Below are 16609 nucleotides of genomic sequence, written 5' to 3'. Positions count from 1 at the left end.
CTCGGCTTCGCCCGCGTGGGCTCCGTCTCCGTCGCAAGAGAAACAGACGTGACTCGCGAGCAGGCGACCTGCGAGGAACTCGCCACCGCCGGGGGTCAGTTCCCGAAGTCGGGCGAGCCTGGCCGGCCCGCCTTCGACTCCGCCCAGCCTGAGAGCACCCGGCTCATCGGCGGTGCCGTCACCTTCGTGACCGAACCTGCCCACGACATCGTCGGCTCCTGACGTTCCACCACGCGCGGCCCACCCGGCAGCACGCCAAACGCGTTCGCGCAGGCAGCCGACGCAAGGCCACGCCATACCTCCACCAGCCGACCGACCACCAGACTCACTCGCCACAAACTGGAGCACTCCTATGAACCGCTACGACGACCGCCGTGTCCTGATCACCGGAGCAGGCTCCGGCATCGGCCAGGCCACCGTCCTGCGCATGCTCGCCGAGGGCGGCCACGTCGTCGCCGCCGACGTCGACACGGCCGGCCTGACCGCCACCCGTAAGCTCGCTGCCGACACCGGTACCCAGGCACGTCTGCACACCGTCCAGGTGAACATCGCCGACGAGACTTCCGTCCGCGAGGCCGTCGCGGCGGCCCTCGCCGCCCTCGGCGGCAGCCTGGACGTGCTGGTCAACGCGGCCGGCATTCTGCGCTCCTCGCACACCCACGAGACCAGCCTGGAACAGTTCAACCAGGTCATCGCGGTCAACCTGACCGGCACCTTCCTGATGATCCGCGAGACGATCCCGGCGCTGCTCCAGGGCGAGAGCCCGGCCGTGGTCAACTTCAGCTCCACCTCGGCGAGCTTCGCGCACCCCTACATGGCTGCCTACGCCGCCAGCAAGGGCGGCATCCAGGCCATGACCCACGCGCTCGCCGCCGAGTACAGCAAGCAGGGCATCCGCTTCACCGCCGTCGCGCCGGGCTCGATCTCCTCCGGGATGACCGACGCGAGCGGCACCAGCAAGGAGAACGTCGGCCCGGGCCTGCCCGACGACGCGAACTACGAAGTCATGATGAAGCTGCTTCCGGCCATCGGCGAGGGCTTCGCCGGTCCGGAGACGGTCGCGGGCGTCGTCGCCATGCTCGGCTCGGTGGACGGCGCGTTCATCACCGGCACGGAGATCCGCATAGACGGCGGCACCCATATGTAAGCGGTGGGGTGTCAGCGGCGGACCAAACTGGAGGCCCCGGACCATCAGTTCGAGCTGGAGCCGGACCTGGTGGTTGTCGCCTATAGCGCTGTCCCTCGCGCGGTCGACGCCCCCGTCGGTGTCCTCCCCTTCCGCCGCGACCCCGGTTTCCTGTGCGTGGTCAACCTCTAGGACGAGCCGTACCGGCTGCCCGAACATACCCCGACCCTGCTGGCCGGCGTCCCGATGACGGATCGACTGCTGCAACCGGATCACGCGATCTGGCTCCAAATCTGACAGCTCCCTCCGGGGGGTAATGCCCCCTCCCGATTCGCCAGGGCCTCTCCGGTGTCACTCCCCGCTGACCGGAGAGGCCCTGGCCCTTTGGGCAACGGACAGCTGTAAACCCTGGCCATAACTTCCGTTCGAACACGAGCGTCCCCGGCAGAGTCCCGTGCCCGCGTAGTAGCGGCTGTCCTGGAAGCCGGGGAGAGCCTGGACGTTCCCTTGCCCACCGTCGCTACTCCACCCCAGGGCGTCGAACGCCAGACGACGGCTGAGGCGGCGGGAACCCGGTCGAAAGATGGTGCAGATGAGGGTGAGGTCGTGACGTTCCGACCCTGGGTAAGCCCTCCCGGCAGCCGGGAAAGGGCCTCTGACCCGAACATTTCTTTATCGGTGGCATCCGGACATGTTCCCAATGGCGCATCATGTGGAGTGCGTCGCGATCCTTGAACCGGCCGCGAAGGGTTCCTGACCTGCGGTTTTCCGGGTGCGCGTTATGTGCGGTGTGGGCGTTACGGGCGATATCTTGACGCTGAAATGACGCTCGTGACGCTCGTCCTGATGGGGCGTCAGGCGGCTTTTGGGCACGTCAGGCCCTGTCGATGGGGTGACTGCTGATGGGGTGTTGAGGGCTGGTGACGCTCTCGGCGATGCAGCCGGAAGTCCCAGAGCAGTCCGAGGGGGACTCCCACGGCAGGGAGCCGCTCTTTCGGGTCTATACAGGGCGTGCTTGCGCGGTGTGGGCTGGCGGCCGTGGAACGACGGCCTACTCCGAATGAACGGCAGCGTGCGCTTCTTGAGCGGCTCGCGGCCGGTGAGGAACCCGGAGCATGGGCGCCGGGCGATTGGCGCTCGGCGTATGCCCTGCGTGACCGTGGGCTTCTGACAGTGGACAAGGGCGGCGGTGCTGCCCGTGCGGAGATCACGGAGGCAGGCCGGTTCTACCTTCGTCATGGCCGCTATCCCGACGACGCGGTGCCTGCCGAACATGGTGGGTCGTCGGTGCCCGTCGAGTCTTCGGCGTCGTACGGTGAGCGTCCCGTCGCCCGCGCACGGCGGGCGAAAGCTCGCGAGTTGGTCGAACGACTCCTCGCTGAAGGACACGTCCGCTTCGCCCATGCCGATGATGAGGAGATCGCGGAATGGCGACGGGCGGTCAACTATGCGAAGCGGCATGGCATGGAGCCGGAGGGGAAGCGCATCGAGAAGGTGCCGTACGGCCTGGCTGGGCTGGAGTTCTTCCTCGCGGAGGGCCCGCATCCCAATGCCCGGAGCCAGAGGCCAGAGGCGGACGCGCCGGCCGTTCGGGTCCCCACGCGGCTGGGGTCCCTTCATCCGGTTGTAGCTGGCCTTAAGGACGATGAGGGGCGGCTGGTGATGCCGTCTGTGCTACGCCGCAGGTCGCTTCTGATGCTGCAAGGGTTGGCCGCCGAGGCGGCGCGGCGAGGGTACGAGGTACGGAAGATCGAGTTGTCTTACCGCTCGCGCGAGGGCGGGATGGGCGTCGTGGTCGGCGGCTTCGCGTATCCGGTCACCATCAGGCAGGAGTTTCCCGAGAGCGCGGATCCGGAGCGGTCCGCGCGTCTCGTCGTGGAGGTCGCCCACGGGTTGGCCGACAGACCCGGCCGCTGGCGGGACCGCAAAAGCCGGACCCTTGAACAATCTCTGGGGCTGGTTCTCGGCGAGATCGAGGCGCGAGCGGTGGAGGACGCCCAGCGCAGAGAGCGGGAGGAACGTGCGAGAGAGGAGCGTGAGGTTCGCTGGCGTGCTGCCATGGAGGAAGCGAAGGAGCAGGCCGTCCGAGAGCAGTTCGCCGAGGTGCTGCGTGAGGAAGCCGGGCGCTGGCGGGAGGCTGTCGTACTCGGTGAGTACTGCGATGCGTTGGAACGTCGTCTTGCCGAGCCGGACGAGGACGTGGATGAGCAGGCCCTGGAATTGGCCCGAGGTTGGCTGGTGTGGGCACGCGAGTATGTGCGGTGCATCAACCCCCTGCTGCATCCTCCGGGTATGCCGACTCCGCGTGATCCGACGTTGGATGAGCTCCAGCCGTATCTGAAGGGCTGGAGTCCTCATGCACCCGAACGCCGTGGTGGCCGGTGACATCCGAGAGCCGCCGTCCTGCCGGTTCCCGCCCTCGATCAGATCGGTGCCCTCACCCGTCCCGTCGCTGTGGCGTTTCGGTGTCCGTCGCTGTGTCCAAGGAGGTGGCCATCAGTGAGGGGTCGGGGCCGAAGTCGTCCACTTCCATGGTGGCCTGACCGCCCGGCGGGCTGGTGAGGGAGCCCTGGACGCGGACGGGGACGCCGGTGTCGTGGCAGTGGACCGCTGCGTGGTAGTCGGTGTCGCGCAGGTCCATCCACACGGTTCTGACGCGGCGGTTGATCAGGGTCTGGACGCCTACCCGCCCGGTTTCGTCGTCGGGGTGGCGGCTGAGGTCGGTGACGATGCCGTAGATCAGGTGCCGACTCGTGTAGATCCGTGTCTTGAGTTGCGCGGATACGCGGTCTACGACGTCGATCGCTGCCTGGTTGAACTCGACGAGTGGTGGTGTTCCCGGGGGTGGGGCGGCCACGCGGGACCAGTTGAAGGTGACGGCGAGGGTTCCGATCGCGTCCGCGCTCACCACCTTGCTGAGAGCCTGGCAGAGTTCGTACGAGACGCCTTCACCTACCGAGTCGGTGATCTCGCTGGGGGTGGGTTCCCGCTCGGCGCCGGCCATTTCCTCAAGAACGCCCAAGGCGCGGGACATGGTGGCGGTGACGCGTCGGTCGAAGAGGGTCTCCTCCACACCTACGTCGATCCGGTCCTGGCCGGGGGAGTACACGTCCTCAGGAGCGCGGGCCTGGCTGATGATGGGCACGATGTACGAGCCACGCCGGGTCTGCCCGAGGCGGACCTCCCGGGCCTGTTCCCTCGCCCGCGTCGGGAAGTTGCGGAAGTGGCCTTGTCGGCGAATCGTCGCGGCGGCGGAGGCCACACGCAGGCGCTTCGCGGAGATGAAGAGTTCGTAGCCGGACTCTAGGGGGATGGATCCGTCGCTGAGGGTGGGGTGGGAGGCTTGGAGGTCGGTGACGTCGTTGAACACGGTGGCGACCGCGTCTTGGACCGTGCGGACGTCGCGTGACTCGACGCGGGCCAGGTCTCCGAGCAGGATATGGGCGCGCTTGGTGAAGTCCGGGGCACCCGGCTTCATGGGGACCAGGACGACCTCGTCCGCGGGACCCGGCAGGCGCCACAGTTCGGCAACGGCACCACCGGAGACCGGGGCCCACCCGGTGACTTTGAGGTAGCTGCGGATCTCCTCGGGACCGAAGTCCGGCTCTGGGTGCACCATGTCAGTTCACCTCCGGGCCAAGGGGGTTGAGCAGCTGACGCGCCGTGTCGAACATGGCCCCTATCGATTTTGCGGTCAGGGGCTGGTGCTCGGGGAGGCTGATCGCGGTGGTGCCCTTGCTGCGTGCCCTGCCTGCGCCGTGCAGGGACGTCCAGTAACCGTGGCAGGCCAGGACTATCGATTCGGGGTGGTGCGTGACCCATCGGCCTACGTCCGGTGGCACGATCAGTAAGGCGAGGTGGCCGGGTGCAGAGCGGTCTGGGTCACGGAGCTTGTCGTATGTCTCGATGTCGAGGTCGAAACTGTAGCCGCCTCGGACGACGCGAGGGCTCTGCGTGCACTTGAGCTGGACGTCGACCATCAACCCGCGCATACGGAGGGTCATGTCTACGCCGTCCTTGTCGACGTTCCAGTCGCAGATGGTGTAGCCCCCCTGTGTAGCAAGTACGTGGACGTAGGCCCGACTCACTTGCTCCTTCTGCCAACTCGTCGCCTCCGTAGCCACTGGCCCCCCTCCCTGGCGTGGACGTGAGGATAAGGGGAGCTGGAGGGCAGGGGGAATAGGGCGTCTACGGTTCCGAGGGCGGTGGCGCTGAGGTTGGCGTCAGCTCCGGTGGTCGGTGATGTTGGCGCCCGTAGCCGTTGAGCGTGCGTCGCGCTGAATGCCGACTACCAAATGTCGTCGGCGAATTCGAGCCTGTCGAGGAGAAGAACGCGTGCAGGATCAGGGAATTTGCCGAGGTCGGTCAAGGGAGGAGGTAAAGCTCTTGATGGTCTCGAGCCGTCCGGATTCCAGTAGGAGCGCGCTGGAAGTTGTCGGGTGTCTCGTAATGGGTGCTGTCTCCGCGAGCTAGTCTTTCGAACCGGCACAGGTCGATCGTTGCGCTCGTTTTCCTTGCGGCACACAACGCAATAGTTCGGGCTGCTGTCGTGCATGGGTTGGGCGGACGCGAATAGGTCAGGTGCTTAGAAGGCGCCTGCTCTGTTGTATCAGTCGACCACCCAGCGAGAGCCGAGCTGTTGGGTGCGCCTCCGGCTTCGGGGTGCTGCGCTGATTCGCCAACGGCAGACAGCTTGGGGCCCCAACGGACTGGAATAGCAGGGCGAAGCAAGTAAACCTAGGACAGTCCAGGGGAGGCACGGTGGCGTGTTTCCGGTTCTCAGGCGCCGCCTGCAAGGCGAAACATAGCCGACGATCGCCGGTTGGCCAAACCGGCGAATCCGAAGACCATTGAATCTGCCGCGCGAACCCCGCATGGCGCATTGAGTCGTTTCTTCCAAGGAGTTCAGAGATATGTCCGATGAAGTCATGGACGAAGAATGGCTGCTGTCCGCGGAGCAGGTCCGATCGCTGCTTGAGTGGATGCAAGAGCACGTGGGTGCCGATCACTCGGTGTACCCCTTCATGGCCACCGTGGCTGAACAGGCGCTGCGTCCGGGCGAGGCTCGTGCTCTGCGAGTCCGAGACGTGGCGTTCCCGGAGGGTGGAGGGGGTAAGTTGACGGCTCGTCACCGCGGGGTCGTGAGGGAAATTCCCCTCCAGCCCCATTACGTCGAGTTTCTGCGTGCGTGGATCGAAGGGGCTGGTCTGGGGGAGAATGACTTGCTGTTTCCCGGGAGGCGTGGTGGGCGGCTTTCGGCTTCCGCCTGGCAGCGGCTGTGGGAGCAGGCCCAAGCAGCTGTCCTGCCCCGGGACGAGCTGTACTCGTGGCGCCTGGGGGAGCCGATATCCATCCTCCGCGAGTCCCGCATGGCCGAGTGGCTGAGGATGGGCCTCTCGTCCTTCGAGGTTGCCGAGATGGCTGGCGTGACCCCGTATTGGTTGGCGCTTCGCTACCCGTACTGCTTCCGTGGGGATGGCGTCGAGGTCGACTGGGACCGCCTGGCCGAGGCCACGGCCCTTCCGGAGATCAAGCAATAGAGCCGACCCGCGCTCTGGCCGATCCGCGGAGCGTGGCCAGCTACGGGCTTTCTCCCTCTCCTGCACCGAGTATCGCGACGATGCCGTCACACGGCGAGCTGTCTCTGCGTAGTTCCAGTGCGAGGAGAGGTGCCCATCCTGAGAGAGCATGCTGCCCCTGGAGGACCGTCTCTCCGCCTGCGCAGACACACCCCCTTCCCGCGCCTCACAGAAACCTCCTATGCCCGCGCACCCGTTGCTTGCCGCATCCTCGAAGCCTGCCTCCCCGGTCACCGCACATACGGCGTTCCTGACCGTGAAGGACGCCGCCGAGTATCTCGGCCTTTCTCCCCACACCCTCTACGTCTGGCGCCACCGGCGGCAGGGGCCGCCGAGCTTCCGCATGGGGCCCCGTGGCCGCGTCATGTACCGGCTCGAAGTACTCGACGCCTGGGTCCGCGAACAGGAGCAGGCCGACTCCCGCTCCAACCCTGCCCTCAACCCGCTCAACCCGCCTCCGCAGGAGCGCTCCAGTCGCTTCCTCAGCACCTGAAGCGCCACCAGTCGTAGAACGCGGCCCCGTGCCCCACCAACAAGGAGTTCCACCTGGCCGGCTACATAGAAGACCGATGGTTGAAGAAGCGCCCGAATCCGAAAACCGGCAAGCGCGACCGCACCGCGATGTACGGCAAGTGCACCCGCTACCGAGTCAAGGGCATCCCCGGCGTCAAGGACCGTTCCTTCGACGCCCTCCAGGACGCCAAGACCTGGCTCGCTCAGGCCCAGACCGACGCACGCCGAGGCGAGTTCGTCGATCCACGCGATGGAGCCATCTCCCTCAAGGACTACATCGCCACCCACTGGTGGCCCACCCAGAGCGGTGACCCGTCCACGATCGAACGGATCGAGCAGAGGGTACGCCGGCACATCGTTCCCCACCTGGGGGCTCAGCCGCTCAACGCCATCGGCGCGGAAGTCCTGCGTCACTGGAAGAAGCGGATGGAGAAAGACCTCGGTCCGACCTCCATCCGTCTGGTCTGGGCGACGCTCTCCAGCATCCTCCAGGCTGCCGTCGAGGATCGCCGCCTCGGACGTAACCCATGCCGGTCCAGCACGGTCGGCCCTCCGGCCGCCGCACCCGGCAGGGTCGAAGCATGGCCGCCCGAACGGGTCCTGGCGGTACGGGAGGCCCTGCCGGATCGCTACCGACTCCTCCTCGTGATCGGAGCAGGTCTCGGGCTCCGCCAAGGGGAGGCGCTCGGTCTCTCGACGGACGACATCGACTTCGAGAAGGAAGTCGTGCACGTCCGGCGGCAGGTCAAGATGGTGCGGGCGAAACTGTGCTTCGCGCTTCCCAAGGGCCGCAAGGTCCGCGACGTGCCGCTGCCGGCCAGCGTCGCCCGGGCCATCCGGCAGCACGTGGTGCAGTTCGCGCCGGTACCGGTCACGCTGCCATGGGACGACCCGACTCCGGCCAAGACGCCGGTGGAAGCCAAACACCGGCGGCCGAGGACCTACAACCTCCTGGTGACGGGACGCGAGCGGAAGGCCATCAACCGGAACTACCTCAACTCCTACGTGTGGAAGCCCGCTCTGGCCACGGCGGGCGTGATCGCACCGCTGGACGAGGGCAGCACCGACGGTACTCGCGTGTGGGAGCCGTCCCGGGAGCACGGCTTCCACGCCCTGCGCCACTTCTACGCCTCCGAGGAACTGGAGGCTGGCGAATCGGTCGTCTCCCTGGCACGCTGGCTGGGGCACTCCGACCCCGGGTTCACGCTGCGGAAGTACTCCCACTTCCTGCCCCGCGCTGGTGCACGGGGCACCGCGGCCATCGACGCGATCTTCGCGTAGCCGCAGCCGGACGGCAGCCCGACTGGAACGCGGCCCGTAGGAGCCCGCCCCAGGCGCAAAGTCCCAGAGAAGTCCCACAGATGCCGCCGCACCCCTTCCTGACCCGCTTCACCGCAGGTCAGACGGGGTGCGGCGGCATCGTCGTATCAAATGTCCCGGAAGATCTCGATCTGCGCCCCGATCGAGTTGAGGCGCTCCGCGAGGTCCTCGTACCCCCGGTTGATGACGTACACGTTCCGCAGGACGGACGTCCCGTCGGCCGCCATCATCGCGAGGAGGACGACGACGGCGGGCCGCAGCGCGGGCGGGCACATCATCTCGGCGGCGCGCCAGCGGGTCGGGCCCTCCACCAACACCCGGTGCGGGTCGAGGAGTTGGAGACGGCCGCCGAGGCGGTTGAGGTCCGTCAGGTAGATCGCTCGGTTGTCGTAGACCCAGTCGTGGATGAGGGTCTTGCCCTGCGCGACGGCCGCGATCGCCGCGAAGAAGGGGACGTTGTCGATGTTGAGGCCGGGGAACGGCATCGGGTGGATCTTGTCGATCGGCGCCTCCAGTTTGGAGGGGCGTACGGTCAGGTCGACCAGGCGGGTACGGCCGTTGTCGGCGACGTACTCGGGCGTGCGGTCGTGGTCGAGGCCCATCTCCTCCAGGACCGCCAGCTCGATCTCCAGGAACTCGATCGGCACGCGGCGCACGGTGAGTTCGGACTCGGTGACGACGGCTGCGGCGAGCAGGCTCATCGCCTCTACCGGGTCCTCGGAGGGCGAGTAGTCGACGTCGACATCGATGTCCCGTACGCCGTGCACGGTCAGGGTCGTCGTACCGATCCCCTCGACCTTGACGCCGAGCGCCTCCAGGAAGAAGCACAGGTCCTGGACCATGTAGTTGGACGAGGCGTTGCGGATGACGGTGACCCCGCCGTGGCGCGCGGCGGCGAGGAGCGCGTTCTCGGTGACCGTGTCGCCGCGTTCGGTCAGCACGATCGGGCGGTCCGGGCGGACCGTCGGGTCGACGACCGCGTGGTACTGGCCCTCCGTCGCCGCGATGTCCAGGCCGAAGCGGCGCAGGGCGATCATGTGCGGTTCGATCGTGCGCGTGCCGAGGTCGCAGCCGCCGGCGTACGGGAGCTTGAAGCGGTGCACCTCGTGCAGCAGCGGGCCGAGGAACATGATGATCGAGCGGGTGCGGACGGCCGCTTCCGCGTCGATCGCCGCGAGGTCCAGTTCGGCCGGGGGGACCAGTTCGAGGTCCACGCCGTCGTTGATCCAGCGGGTGCGGACGCCGATCGACTGGAGGACCTCCAGGAGGCGGTACACCTCCTCGATCCGGGCGACCCTGCGCAGGACCGTACGGCCCCGGTTCAGCAGCGAGGCGCACAGCAGGGCGACGCACGCGTTCTTGCTCGTCTTCACGTCGATCGCGCCCGAGAGGCGGCGTCCGCCGACGACCCTCAGGTGCATCGGGCCCGCGTACCCCAGCGACACGATCTCGCTGTCGAGGGCCTCACCGATGCGGGCGATCATCTCAAGGCTGATGTTCTGGTTGCCCCGCTCGATCCGGTTGACGGCGCTCTGGCTCGTCCCCAGCGCTTCCGCCAGTTGGCTCTGTGTCCAGCCACGGTGCTGGCGGGCGTCGCGGATGAGCTTGCCGATGCGTACGAGGTAATCGTCTGACATGAGGCTGAGGTTATCTCAGATATGAGATGGCGCCTGCCGGGTGGTCCGTTCGGGTGAACGGGGTGCCCTGATCTGCCTTTATGTGCTTATGCCTGAAATGCCGTTACGGCCGTCTCCGGGCTCGGGTACCCCGTTCTGCCGGGCTCTGACATTCTCGGCGGCATGCGGGTACTGGTGATCGGGGCGACGGGGACGATCGGGCGGGCGGTGCCGGAGGCGCTGGAGGCTGGGCACGAGGTGCTGCGCGGTGAGCCCGGGGTGGGTGGTGCGGGTATGAACGGCGAGGCTTTGGCGGGGGGCGAGGTGAGCGAGGTGGAGGCACATGTCCGGGCCTTCTTCGCCGGGCATGCTGTGGAAGCGACGGACGCGGACGTGCGTGTCCTCACCGTGTCCCCCGGTCCCCGCGTGGACAGCTGGTCCTACGTGACCGTCGGCTGTTCCGACGAGGAACACACCGGTCTGCGGCGGGAGTTCGTCATGACGGGGCACGTCCGCGACGAACGTTTCGTGGACCTGATGACGATGCTCGCGACCTACCACCGGACCGGCCACCCCCTGGACGTCGGCCACTCCCTCCCCATCGGCGAGCCCTGGCTCCCCGGCTCCCGCTGCGACCACCTCCTCATCAGCGTCCCCTACTCCCACGGCCCCGCCCTCGAACACGCCCCCGCCCTCACCCGCATCCTCTGGGCCCTCCCCGTCACCCCCGAGGAGATCGCGTACCGCCGCGCACACGGCACGGAAGCGCTGGAGCAACTCTTCGACGACCACGCGTTGTTGCCGACGGACCCTCATCGGGAGTCGGTGGTGTGAGGTGCTGTCGCGGCGGCAACGGGGCATGGAGTTGCCGGGGTTCACGATCCTTTCGTGGTCGGGGTGAGGCGGGCGATCGTGCCTGTTTCCAGGGCCGTCCATAGGGCGCCGTCGGGGCCGAGAGTGATTCCGTGGGGTTCTGAGGATGCGGTGGGGAGGGGGGACGAAGTGATCTCGCCCTTCGGGGTGATGCGGCCGATTCCGTTGGACGACCATTCCGTGAACCAGTACGCGTCGTCCGGGCCTGCCGTGATCGCGTGAGGGCGTGCGGTGGGGTCGGGGAGGGGGAACTCCCTGATGTCGCCGGTGAGTTCGATGCGGCCGATCTGGCCCGCGCCGATCTCCACGAACCACATCGCGTCGTCCAGTCCGGCCGTGATGCCGACCGGCCCGGCGTTCGGCGTGGGCAGCGGGTGGACGGTCACCTCACCCTCGTACGTCATGGCCCCGATCGCGTTCGCCTGGTTCAGCGTGAACCAGAGGCGGCCGTCCCCGCCTGCGGCGATCCCCGACGGGAAGGCGCCGGCGTCGGGGAGCGGGAACTCGGTCACGGTTCCGTCGGGGGTGATGCGGGCGATGCGGCCCGCGTTGGCCTCCGTGCACCACACCGCCCCGTCCGCGCCGGTGACGATGCCGAAGGGGCCCGCGTCCGGCGTCGGGAGCGGGAACGATGTCACCTCGCCGGCCGTGGTGATCCGGCCCACCCGGTGTCCCCGGAACTCCGTGAACCACAGCGCGCCGTCCGGGCCCGGCGTAATGACGGTCGGGCCGGTGCCGGGGGTGTCGAGGGGGTACGTGGTGACGTCGCCGTCGGGGGTGAGCCGGCCGATGTGTCCGCTGTGGACCATCGTGAACCAGAGGGCGCCGTCCGGGCCGAGGGTGATGCCGTAGGGGCCCGACTCGGGGTCAGGGACGGGGAATTCGGTGATGTGGAGGGGCATGAGGGGTGATCGTAGGGGGAGTTGGGGGTGGGCGCTCGCGGATATGCGGGGGCCTCGCGAACCTCCTTGACCTCAACCGGAGTTGAGTTCCTAGCGTGCACTCCACCGACGACCAGGGAGATGTACGGCGATGATCCTCGTGACCGGCGCGACCGGGAACATCGGGCGGGTGCTGCTCAAGGAGTTGCGCGGCACGCAGGTCAGGGGCCTCACCCGTGACGCGGCCCGCGCCGGCTTCCCCGAAGCCGTGGAGGGCGACCTCACCCGCCCCGAGACCCTCGACTCCGCGCTGGAAGGGGCCCGTTCACTGTTCCTCCTCCAGGGTACCGGCGCCGAGGAGGACATCCTCGTACACGCCCGCCGCGCCGGCGCCGAGCACGTCGTCCTCGTCTCCTCGATCACCGTCGAGACCCACCCCCACCTCCCCGCCGCGAAACGCAACCGCGCGGTGGAGAAGGCCGTCCGGGACAGCGGCATGGAGTGGACGATCCTGCGGCCCACCCAGTTCGCGTCGAACACCCTCTGGTGGGCGCCGGCGATCCGCGAACGCGGCGAGGTCCGCGCGCCCTACGTCGACACGGGCCTCCCCGCGATCCACCCGGCGGACATCGCGGCGGTCGCGCACCGAGCCCTGACGACCCCGGCCCACCGCAACCGGACGTACGCGCTCACGGGCCCGGCCCGGGTGACCGTCCGCGAGCAGGTCGCGGCCCTCGCAGGCGCCCTGGGCCGCACGATCACCCTCACCGAGCTCACCCGTGCCGAGGCCCACGACGACATGACGGCGTACCTGGCCCCGGAGACGGCGAGCGCGATCCTCGATCTGACCGGCGGGGACGTCAACGAGGCGCTCCTCAGGGTCCGTTCGACGGTCCCGGAGATCGTCGGTGCGCCGGGGCGGACGTACGGGCAGTGGGCGCGGGAGAACGTGGACGCGTTCCGCTGAGCGTCATGGGTGAGCCACCAGGAGCCACTGGGAGCCACGCCCTCTCCCGCGAGCGGGCGTGGCCGAAAGTCACGCCTGCGTGAGCGTCACCGGCCCGGTCTCGCGGGCGTGGTAGCGCGGGACGGGGAGGCCGCCCTCGGGGGCGAGTTCCATCAGGGTCGCCTCGACTCTCGCGGCGCCGGGGGTGAGGGCGGACGGGGACGGTCTGCCGGTGTTCTCCCAGGTGTGCTCGACGCCGTCGCACTGCGCGGCCGTGCCGCCGATGCCGTGGCTGACATCGCCGGAGTCCTGGTTCACGGAGCTGCTCACGAAGACGGGGCCCTCGCTGCCGAGGCAGCGGTACGTGCCGGAGAGGGTGACGGTGCCGTCGGCGGCGATACGGCCCACCGGGTCGACGGTCACGGTCTCGTACGGGGCGGCTTGCGCCGGCGGGGAGGCCAGCGCGTCGGGAGCGGCCAGCAGGAGCAGCGCGGCACCGGCGGCCGTGCCGAGGGCGGAACGCAGGGACATGGGGTACCTCCTGGTTCGGGATGTTTCCGACCAGCGATACCGGGGTGTGTGACCCGGTTCGGGGTGGGTGGTGGGGGTTGGGGGGCGAGTCCATGCCATTGGTCGATGCGGATACGACCGTACGGCGGCACGGGGTGTGCAGCGGCGGGTCGGTCGTACGGCGGTGTCTCCGCGACCCCCCGCGTCCACCGGTCGGTGACCGGCGTCGGGGATCCGTCCCGGAGTTGTCCTGGTGTTGTCACGCTTGCGGTGGAGCCGTTCCGATGAGTTCGCGGCGGGAGCATGGTCTATCCATGCGGGACGGTCCGCTCGGGCCGCTCCCCACGTATGGAGGTGCGCCATGTGTTCCCACACCGTCTCCGGGACCGCCGAGGGTTCCGCACACGTCGTCGCCGCCCACCCGGAGCAGGGCTGGAACCTGCTGTGCGACGGCACGATCGTCTTCGACGACTGCGGCGAACTGTTGCCGGACGGCAGGGTGGTGGCGCCGGCGGGGCGGTTGGTGGCGGCTTGAGCGGTGGGGGGTGTGGATGCCGGGGAGCGGTGGGCGGGGGTGCCGACTCCGGCGAACTGCTGCCGGACGGCAGGGTCGTGGCGTCGGCGGGGCGGTTGGTGGCGGCTTGAGCGATGAGGGCGGGTGTGGATGCCGGGGAGCGGTGGGCGGGGGTGCCGACTCCGGCGAACTGCTGCCGGACGGCAGGGTCGTGGCACCGGCGGGCAGTTGGTTGCGGCATGAGGTGGGGGCGGGGGTTGGTGGGCGGAGGATGCTGGGGACCGGGGGACGGAGGGGATGCCGGAAACCGGCAGACGGAGGACGCCGAGGACCAGCGAGCAGGGGGCCGGGAACCGGCGGGCGGAAGACGCCGGGGACCGGCGGGCGGAGGATGCCGAGGGTGGCTCGCTACAGCCCGGCTCGCTCCCGCACGGTTCAACCCAGCCCGGCTCGCTCCCGCACGGTTCAGCCCAGCCTCGTTCACTCCAGCGCGGTTGGCCTCAGCACCGTTCACCCCGACCCGGCTCACCTCAGCACCGTTCATCCCGACCCGGCTCACCTCAGCACCGTTCACCCCGACCCGGCTCACCTCAGCGCCCTTCACCCCGACCCGGCTCACCTCAGCGCCCTTCACCCCGACCCGGCTCACCTCAGCGCCCTTCACCCCGACCCGGCTCACCTCAGCGCCCTTCACCCCGGCAGGGTTCAGTCAAGCCCCGCTCGCTCCAACTCCATTCGCCCCAGCCCCCTTCACTCCAGCACCGCGAACCCGTCCAGTTCGATCAGCGCCTCCTCGTCCCACAGCCGTACGATGCCGACGACCGCCATCGCCGGATAGTCCCGGCCCGCCAACTCCCGCCATATCCGGCCCAGTTGAGGCGCGGCGGTGCGATACGCGGCGACATCCGTGACGTACACCGTCACCCTCGCGAGGTCGGCCGCGCAGCCCCCCGCCGCCGTGAGCGCGGCCAGCAGATTCCGCAACGCCGTCTCGAACTGCTCGGCCAGCGTCTCCCCGACGACCTTCCCGCCACCGTCGAGTGCGGTCTGACCGGCGAGGAAGACGAGGCGGGTGCCGGTGGCGACGACGGCGTGGGAGAAGCCGGAGGGGGGTGACAGTTCGGCGGGGTTCAGTCGCTCGATGCTCATGCGGTATGCCCTTCTTGGCCGCCGACTTCGCGCGGGGTACGTCCATCCCGGCCGCCAACCTCGCATGGAGTACGCCCACCCCAGCCACCGCCCCCGCCTGCGGCACGCCCATCTCCGCCACCGACCCCGCGTGGAGTACGTCCATCCCGGCCGCCAACCTCGCATGGAGTACGCCCACCCCAGCCACCGCCCCCGCCTGCGGCACGCCTATCCCCGCCACCGACCCCGCGTGGGGTACGCCCTTCCCAGCCACCGGCCTCGCATGGAGTACGCCCCTCCCGACCGACGCCCCCGCCCACGGCACCCCCGCCACCGACCCCGCTCACACGCCCCCCTCCCCCGCCCCACCCCTCAACCCGTCCCGCTCCGCATACAACTCCCGCGCCACAATCCCCCGTTGCACCTCGCTCGCCCCCTCGTAGATCCGAGGCGCCCGCACCTCCCGGTACAGGTGCTCCAGCAGATGCCCCCGCTGCAACGCCCGCGCCCCGTGCAACTGCACCGCCCTGTCGACGACATACTGCGCGGCCTCGGTCGCGAACAGCTTCCCCATCGCCACCCGCCGGGGCACGTCCGCGCCACCGGCGTCGTACGCGGAGGCCGCCGCACGGACCATCAACCGAGCCGCCTCGACCCGCACCGCCATCTCGGCGACTTGGTGGGACACAGCCTGGAGGTCCCTCAACTTGCCGCCGAACGCGTCCCGTTGGGACGTCCAGTCGAGGGTCGCGTCCAGTGCGGCCTGCGCCATCCCGACGGCAAAGGCACCGACACTCGGCCGGAACCGATTGAGCGTCCCCATCGCGACACGGAACCCCCGGCCGGTCTCCCCGATGACGTCCTCGGGCCCGACGGGCACACCGTCGAAGGTGAGCGCCCCAATGGGATGCGGCGACAGCATGTCGAGGGGCTCACCACTGAGCCCGGGCCGATCGGCGGGCACGAGAAACGCGGTGATGCCACGCGCCCCCGCCTCCCCGGTACGAGCGAACACCGTGTAGAAGTCGGCCTCGGGAGCATTGGAGATCCAACACTTCTCCCCCACGAGCCGCCAGCCACGCCCACCGCCACCACCGACCCCAGCACCCGCATCCGCGCCCGCAGCACCACCGACACCCGCACCACCTCCACCACGACCACCGACACCCGCACCCCCACCACCGCCCCCATCCGGTACCGCCCGCAACCCCAACGCCGCCGCATCCGACCCCGCCCCCGCCTCGCTCAACGCGAACGCCGCAACCACCCTCCCCGCCCGCACCCCCGGCAACCACCGCTCCCGCTGACCCGAACTCCCGTACCCATGCACGGGATACGCCCCCAGCCCCTGAAGCGCGAACGCGGTCTCCGCCTCGGTGCAGCCGTACGCCAACGCCTCCCGCACCTCGCAGAGTTCGACGGCGCCGTACGTGAACAGCCGTTCCAGCAGGCCCCGTTGACCGAGCTCGGCGACAAGGGGACGGTTGACCCTGCCGGGCTCCCCCTTCTCCGCGAGCGGACGGAGGACTTCCGCGGCCAGTGTGCGCAAGTCGGAACGCCCCATGGCGTACACCCCCTCAGCCTCGACCATATCGCGCACTGT

Annotated in this window: 16 protein-coding genes; 9 read left to right on the top strand and 7 right to left on the bottom strand. The window is 69.0% G+C overall.

Annotation, left to right across the window (positions count from 1 at the left end; genetic code table 11):
• Positions 1-48: 48 nt before the first annotated feature.
• The 3 genes from J8M50_RS36160 (at position 49) to J8M50_RS36150 (ending at position 3511) form a co-directional block, all read left to right on the top strand.
• Positions 49-222, top strand: a complete 174-nt coding sequence (locus J8M50_RS36160) for a hypothetical protein (RefSeq protein ID WP_010353104.1) — start codon at positions 49-51, stop codon at positions 220-222.
• A gap of 130 nt (positions 223-352) precedes the next feature.
• A complete protein-coding gene (locus J8M50_RS36155; RefSeq protein WP_010353103.1) occupies positions 353-1147 on the top strand; it encodes an SDR family NAD(P)-dependent oxidoreductase in 795 nt (264 codons plus the stop codon).
• Positions 1148-2164: 1017 nt separating this feature from the next.
• Positions 2165-3511: a hypothetical protein gene (locus J8M50_RS36150; RefSeq protein WP_223786379.1), complete on the top strand. Its 1347-nt coding sequence runs from the start codon at positions 2165-2167 to the stop codon at positions 3509-3511.
• Positions 3512-3563: 52 nt separating this feature from the next.
• Here J8M50_RS36150 and J8M50_RS36145 read toward each other — a convergent pair whose 3' ends face one another.
• The gene (locus J8M50_RS36145; RefSeq protein WP_010353100.1) at positions 3564-4745 is read right to left on the bottom strand and encodes a hypothetical protein; all 1182 of its coding nucleotides are present in this window, start codon (positions 4743-4745) and stop codon (positions 3564-3566) included.
• 1 nt (position 4746) lies between these two features.
• Complete coding sequence (locus J8M50_RS36140; RefSeq protein WP_223786378.1) at positions 4747-5214, bottom strand: DUF4365 domain-containing protein; 468 nt, start codon at positions 5212-5214, stop codon at positions 4747-4749.
• A gap of 825 nt (positions 5215-6039) precedes the next feature.
• Here J8M50_RS36140 and J8M50_RS36135 point away from each other — a divergent pair.
• The 3 genes from J8M50_RS36135 to J8M50_RS36125 all read left to right on the top strand — a co-directional run bounded on the left by J8M50_RS36135 (position 6040) and on the right by J8M50_RS36125 (position 8499).
• Entirely contained in the window at positions 6040-6666 is a 627-nt protein-coding gene (locus J8M50_RS36135; RefSeq protein ID WP_010353098.1) for a tyrosine-type recombinase/integrase, read from the top strand.
• 220 nt (positions 6667-6886) lie between these two features.
• Positions 6887-7198 (top strand): helix-turn-helix transcriptional regulator, encoded by a 312-nt coding sequence (locus J8M50_RS36130; RefSeq protein WP_010353097.1) that lies wholly within the window; start codon positions 6887-6889, stop codon positions 7196-7198.
• Positions 7199-7278: 80 nt separating this feature from the next.
• Entirely contained in the window at positions 7279-8499 is a 1221-nt protein-coding gene (locus J8M50_RS36125; RefSeq protein WP_010353096.1) for a tyrosine-type recombinase/integrase, read from the top strand.
• A 146-nt stretch (positions 8500-8645) separates the two neighbouring features.
• On the opposite strand, the gene J8M50_RS36120 is transcribed toward J8M50_RS36125, so the two are convergent.
• Positions 8646-10175, bottom strand: coding sequence for a helix-turn-helix domain-containing protein (locus tag J8M50_RS36120; protein WP_010353095.1), 1530 nt, complete (start codon positions 10173-10175; stop codon positions 8646-8648).
• Positions 10176-10337: 162 nt separating this feature from the next.
• Here J8M50_RS36120 and J8M50_RS36115 point away from each other — a divergent pair, with 162 nt between their 5' ends.
• A complete protein-coding gene (locus J8M50_RS36115) occupies positions 10338-10988 on the top strand; it encodes a suppressor of fused domain protein (protein WP_010353094.1) in 651 nt (216 codons plus the stop codon).
• Between the two features lie 41 nt (positions 10989-11029).
• Here the strand turns inward: J8M50_RS36115 and J8M50_RS36110 are convergent, their stop codons facing one another.
• Positions 11030-11929, bottom strand: coding sequence for a Vgb family protein (locus J8M50_RS36110; protein ID WP_010353093.1), 900 nt, complete (start codon positions 11927-11929; stop codon positions 11030-11032).
• 130 nt (positions 11930-12059) lie between these two features.
• Between J8M50_RS36110 and J8M50_RS36105 the strand changes: the two genes are divergently transcribed.
• The gene (locus tag J8M50_RS36105; RefSeq protein WP_010353092.1) at positions 12060-12875 is read left to right on the top strand and encodes an SDR family oxidoreductase; all 816 of its coding nucleotides are present in this window, start codon (positions 12060-12062) and stop codon (positions 12873-12875) included.
• Positions 12876-12944: 69 nt separating this feature from the next.
• Here the strand turns inward: J8M50_RS36105 and J8M50_RS36100 are convergent, their stop codons facing one another.
• Positions 12945-13385 carry a DUF6299 family protein gene (locus J8M50_RS36100; protein ID WP_010353091.1) on the bottom strand — a complete coding sequence of 147 codons (441 nt, stop codon included), beginning with the start codon at positions 13383-13385 and terminating at the stop codon, positions 12945-12947.
• Between the two features lie 340 nt (positions 13386-13725).
• Here J8M50_RS36100 and J8M50_RS36095 point away from each other — a divergent pair, with 340 nt between their 5' ends.
• Complete coding sequence (locus tag J8M50_RS36095; protein WP_010353090.1) at positions 13726-13899, top strand: DUF5999 family protein; 174 nt, start codon at positions 13726-13728, stop codon at positions 13897-13899.
• 729 nt (positions 13900-14628) lie between these two features.
• On the opposite strand, the gene J8M50_RS36090 is transcribed toward J8M50_RS36095, so the two are convergent.
• Positions 14629-15027, bottom strand: a complete 399-nt coding sequence (locus tag J8M50_RS36090) for a RidA family protein (protein WP_010353089.1) — start codon at positions 15025-15027, stop codon at positions 14629-14631.
• A gap of 322 nt (positions 15028-15349) precedes the next feature.
• Positions 15350-16597, bottom strand: a complete 1248-nt coding sequence (locus J8M50_RS36085) for an acyl-CoA dehydrogenase family protein (protein ID WP_010353088.1) — start codon at positions 16595-16597, stop codon at positions 15350-15352.
• Between the last annotated feature and the right edge of the window lie 12 nt (positions 16598-16609).

It is taken from the genome of Streptomyces acidiscabies (assembly GCF_020010905.1).
In the GTDB taxonomy this organism is placed as follows: domain Bacteria; phylum Actinomycetota; class Actinomycetes; order Streptomycetales; family Streptomycetaceae; genus Streptomyces; species Streptomyces acidiscabies.
Note: the sequence above shows the minus strand (reverse complement) of the source record. Positions and strands in the feature narration are given on the sequence as shown.

Excerpts from the sequence above, each read along its gene's own strand:
- J8M50_RS36155 (WP_010353103.1), top strand. The coding sequence starts at position 353 with ATGAACCGCTACGACGACCGCCGTGTCCTGATCACCGGAGCAGGCTCC.
- J8M50_RS36145 (WP_010353100.1), bottom strand. The coding sequence starts at position 4,745 with ATGGTGCACCCAGAGCCGGACTTCGGTCCCGAGGAGATCCGCAGCTAC.
- J8M50_RS36135 (WP_010353098.1), top strand. The coding sequence starts at position 6,040 with ATGTCCGATGAAGTCATGGACGAAGAATGGCTGCTGTCCGCGGAGCAG.
- J8M50_RS36130 (WP_010353097.1), top strand. The coding sequence starts at position 6,887 with ATGCCCGCGCACCCGTTGCTTGCCGCATCCTCGAAGCCTGCCTCCCCG.
- J8M50_RS36120 (WP_010353095.1), bottom strand. The coding sequence starts at position 10,175 with ATGTCAGACGATTACCTCGTACGCATCGGCAAGCTCATCCGCGACGCC.
- J8M50_RS36115 (WP_010353094.1), top strand. The coding sequence starts at position 10,338 with ATGCGGGTACTGGTGATCGGGGCGACGGGGACGATCGGGCGGGCGGTG.
- J8M50_RS36110 (WP_010353093.1), bottom strand. The coding sequence starts at position 11,929 with ATGCCCCTCCACATCACCGAATTCCCCGTCCCTGACCCCGAGTCGGGC.
- J8M50_RS36105 (WP_010353092.1), top strand. The coding sequence starts at position 12,060 with ATGATCCTCGTGACCGGCGCGACCGGGAACATCGGGCGGGTGCTGCTC.
- J8M50_RS36100 (WP_010353091.1), bottom strand. The coding sequence starts at position 13,385 with ATGTCCCTGCGTTCCGCCCTCGGCACGGCCGCCGGTGCCGCGCTGCTC.
- J8M50_RS36095 (WP_010353090.1), top strand. The coding sequence starts at position 13,726 with ATGTGTTCCCACACCGTCTCCGGGACCGCCGAGGGTTCCGCACACGTC.
- J8M50_RS36090 (WP_010353089.1), bottom strand. The coding sequence starts at position 15,027 with ATGAGCATCGAGCGACTGAACCCCGCCGAACTGTCACCCCCCTCCGGC.
- J8M50_RS36085 (WP_010353088.1), bottom strand. The coding sequence starts at position 16,597 with ATGGTCGAGGCTGAGGGGGTGTACGCCATGGGGCGTTCCGACTTGCGC.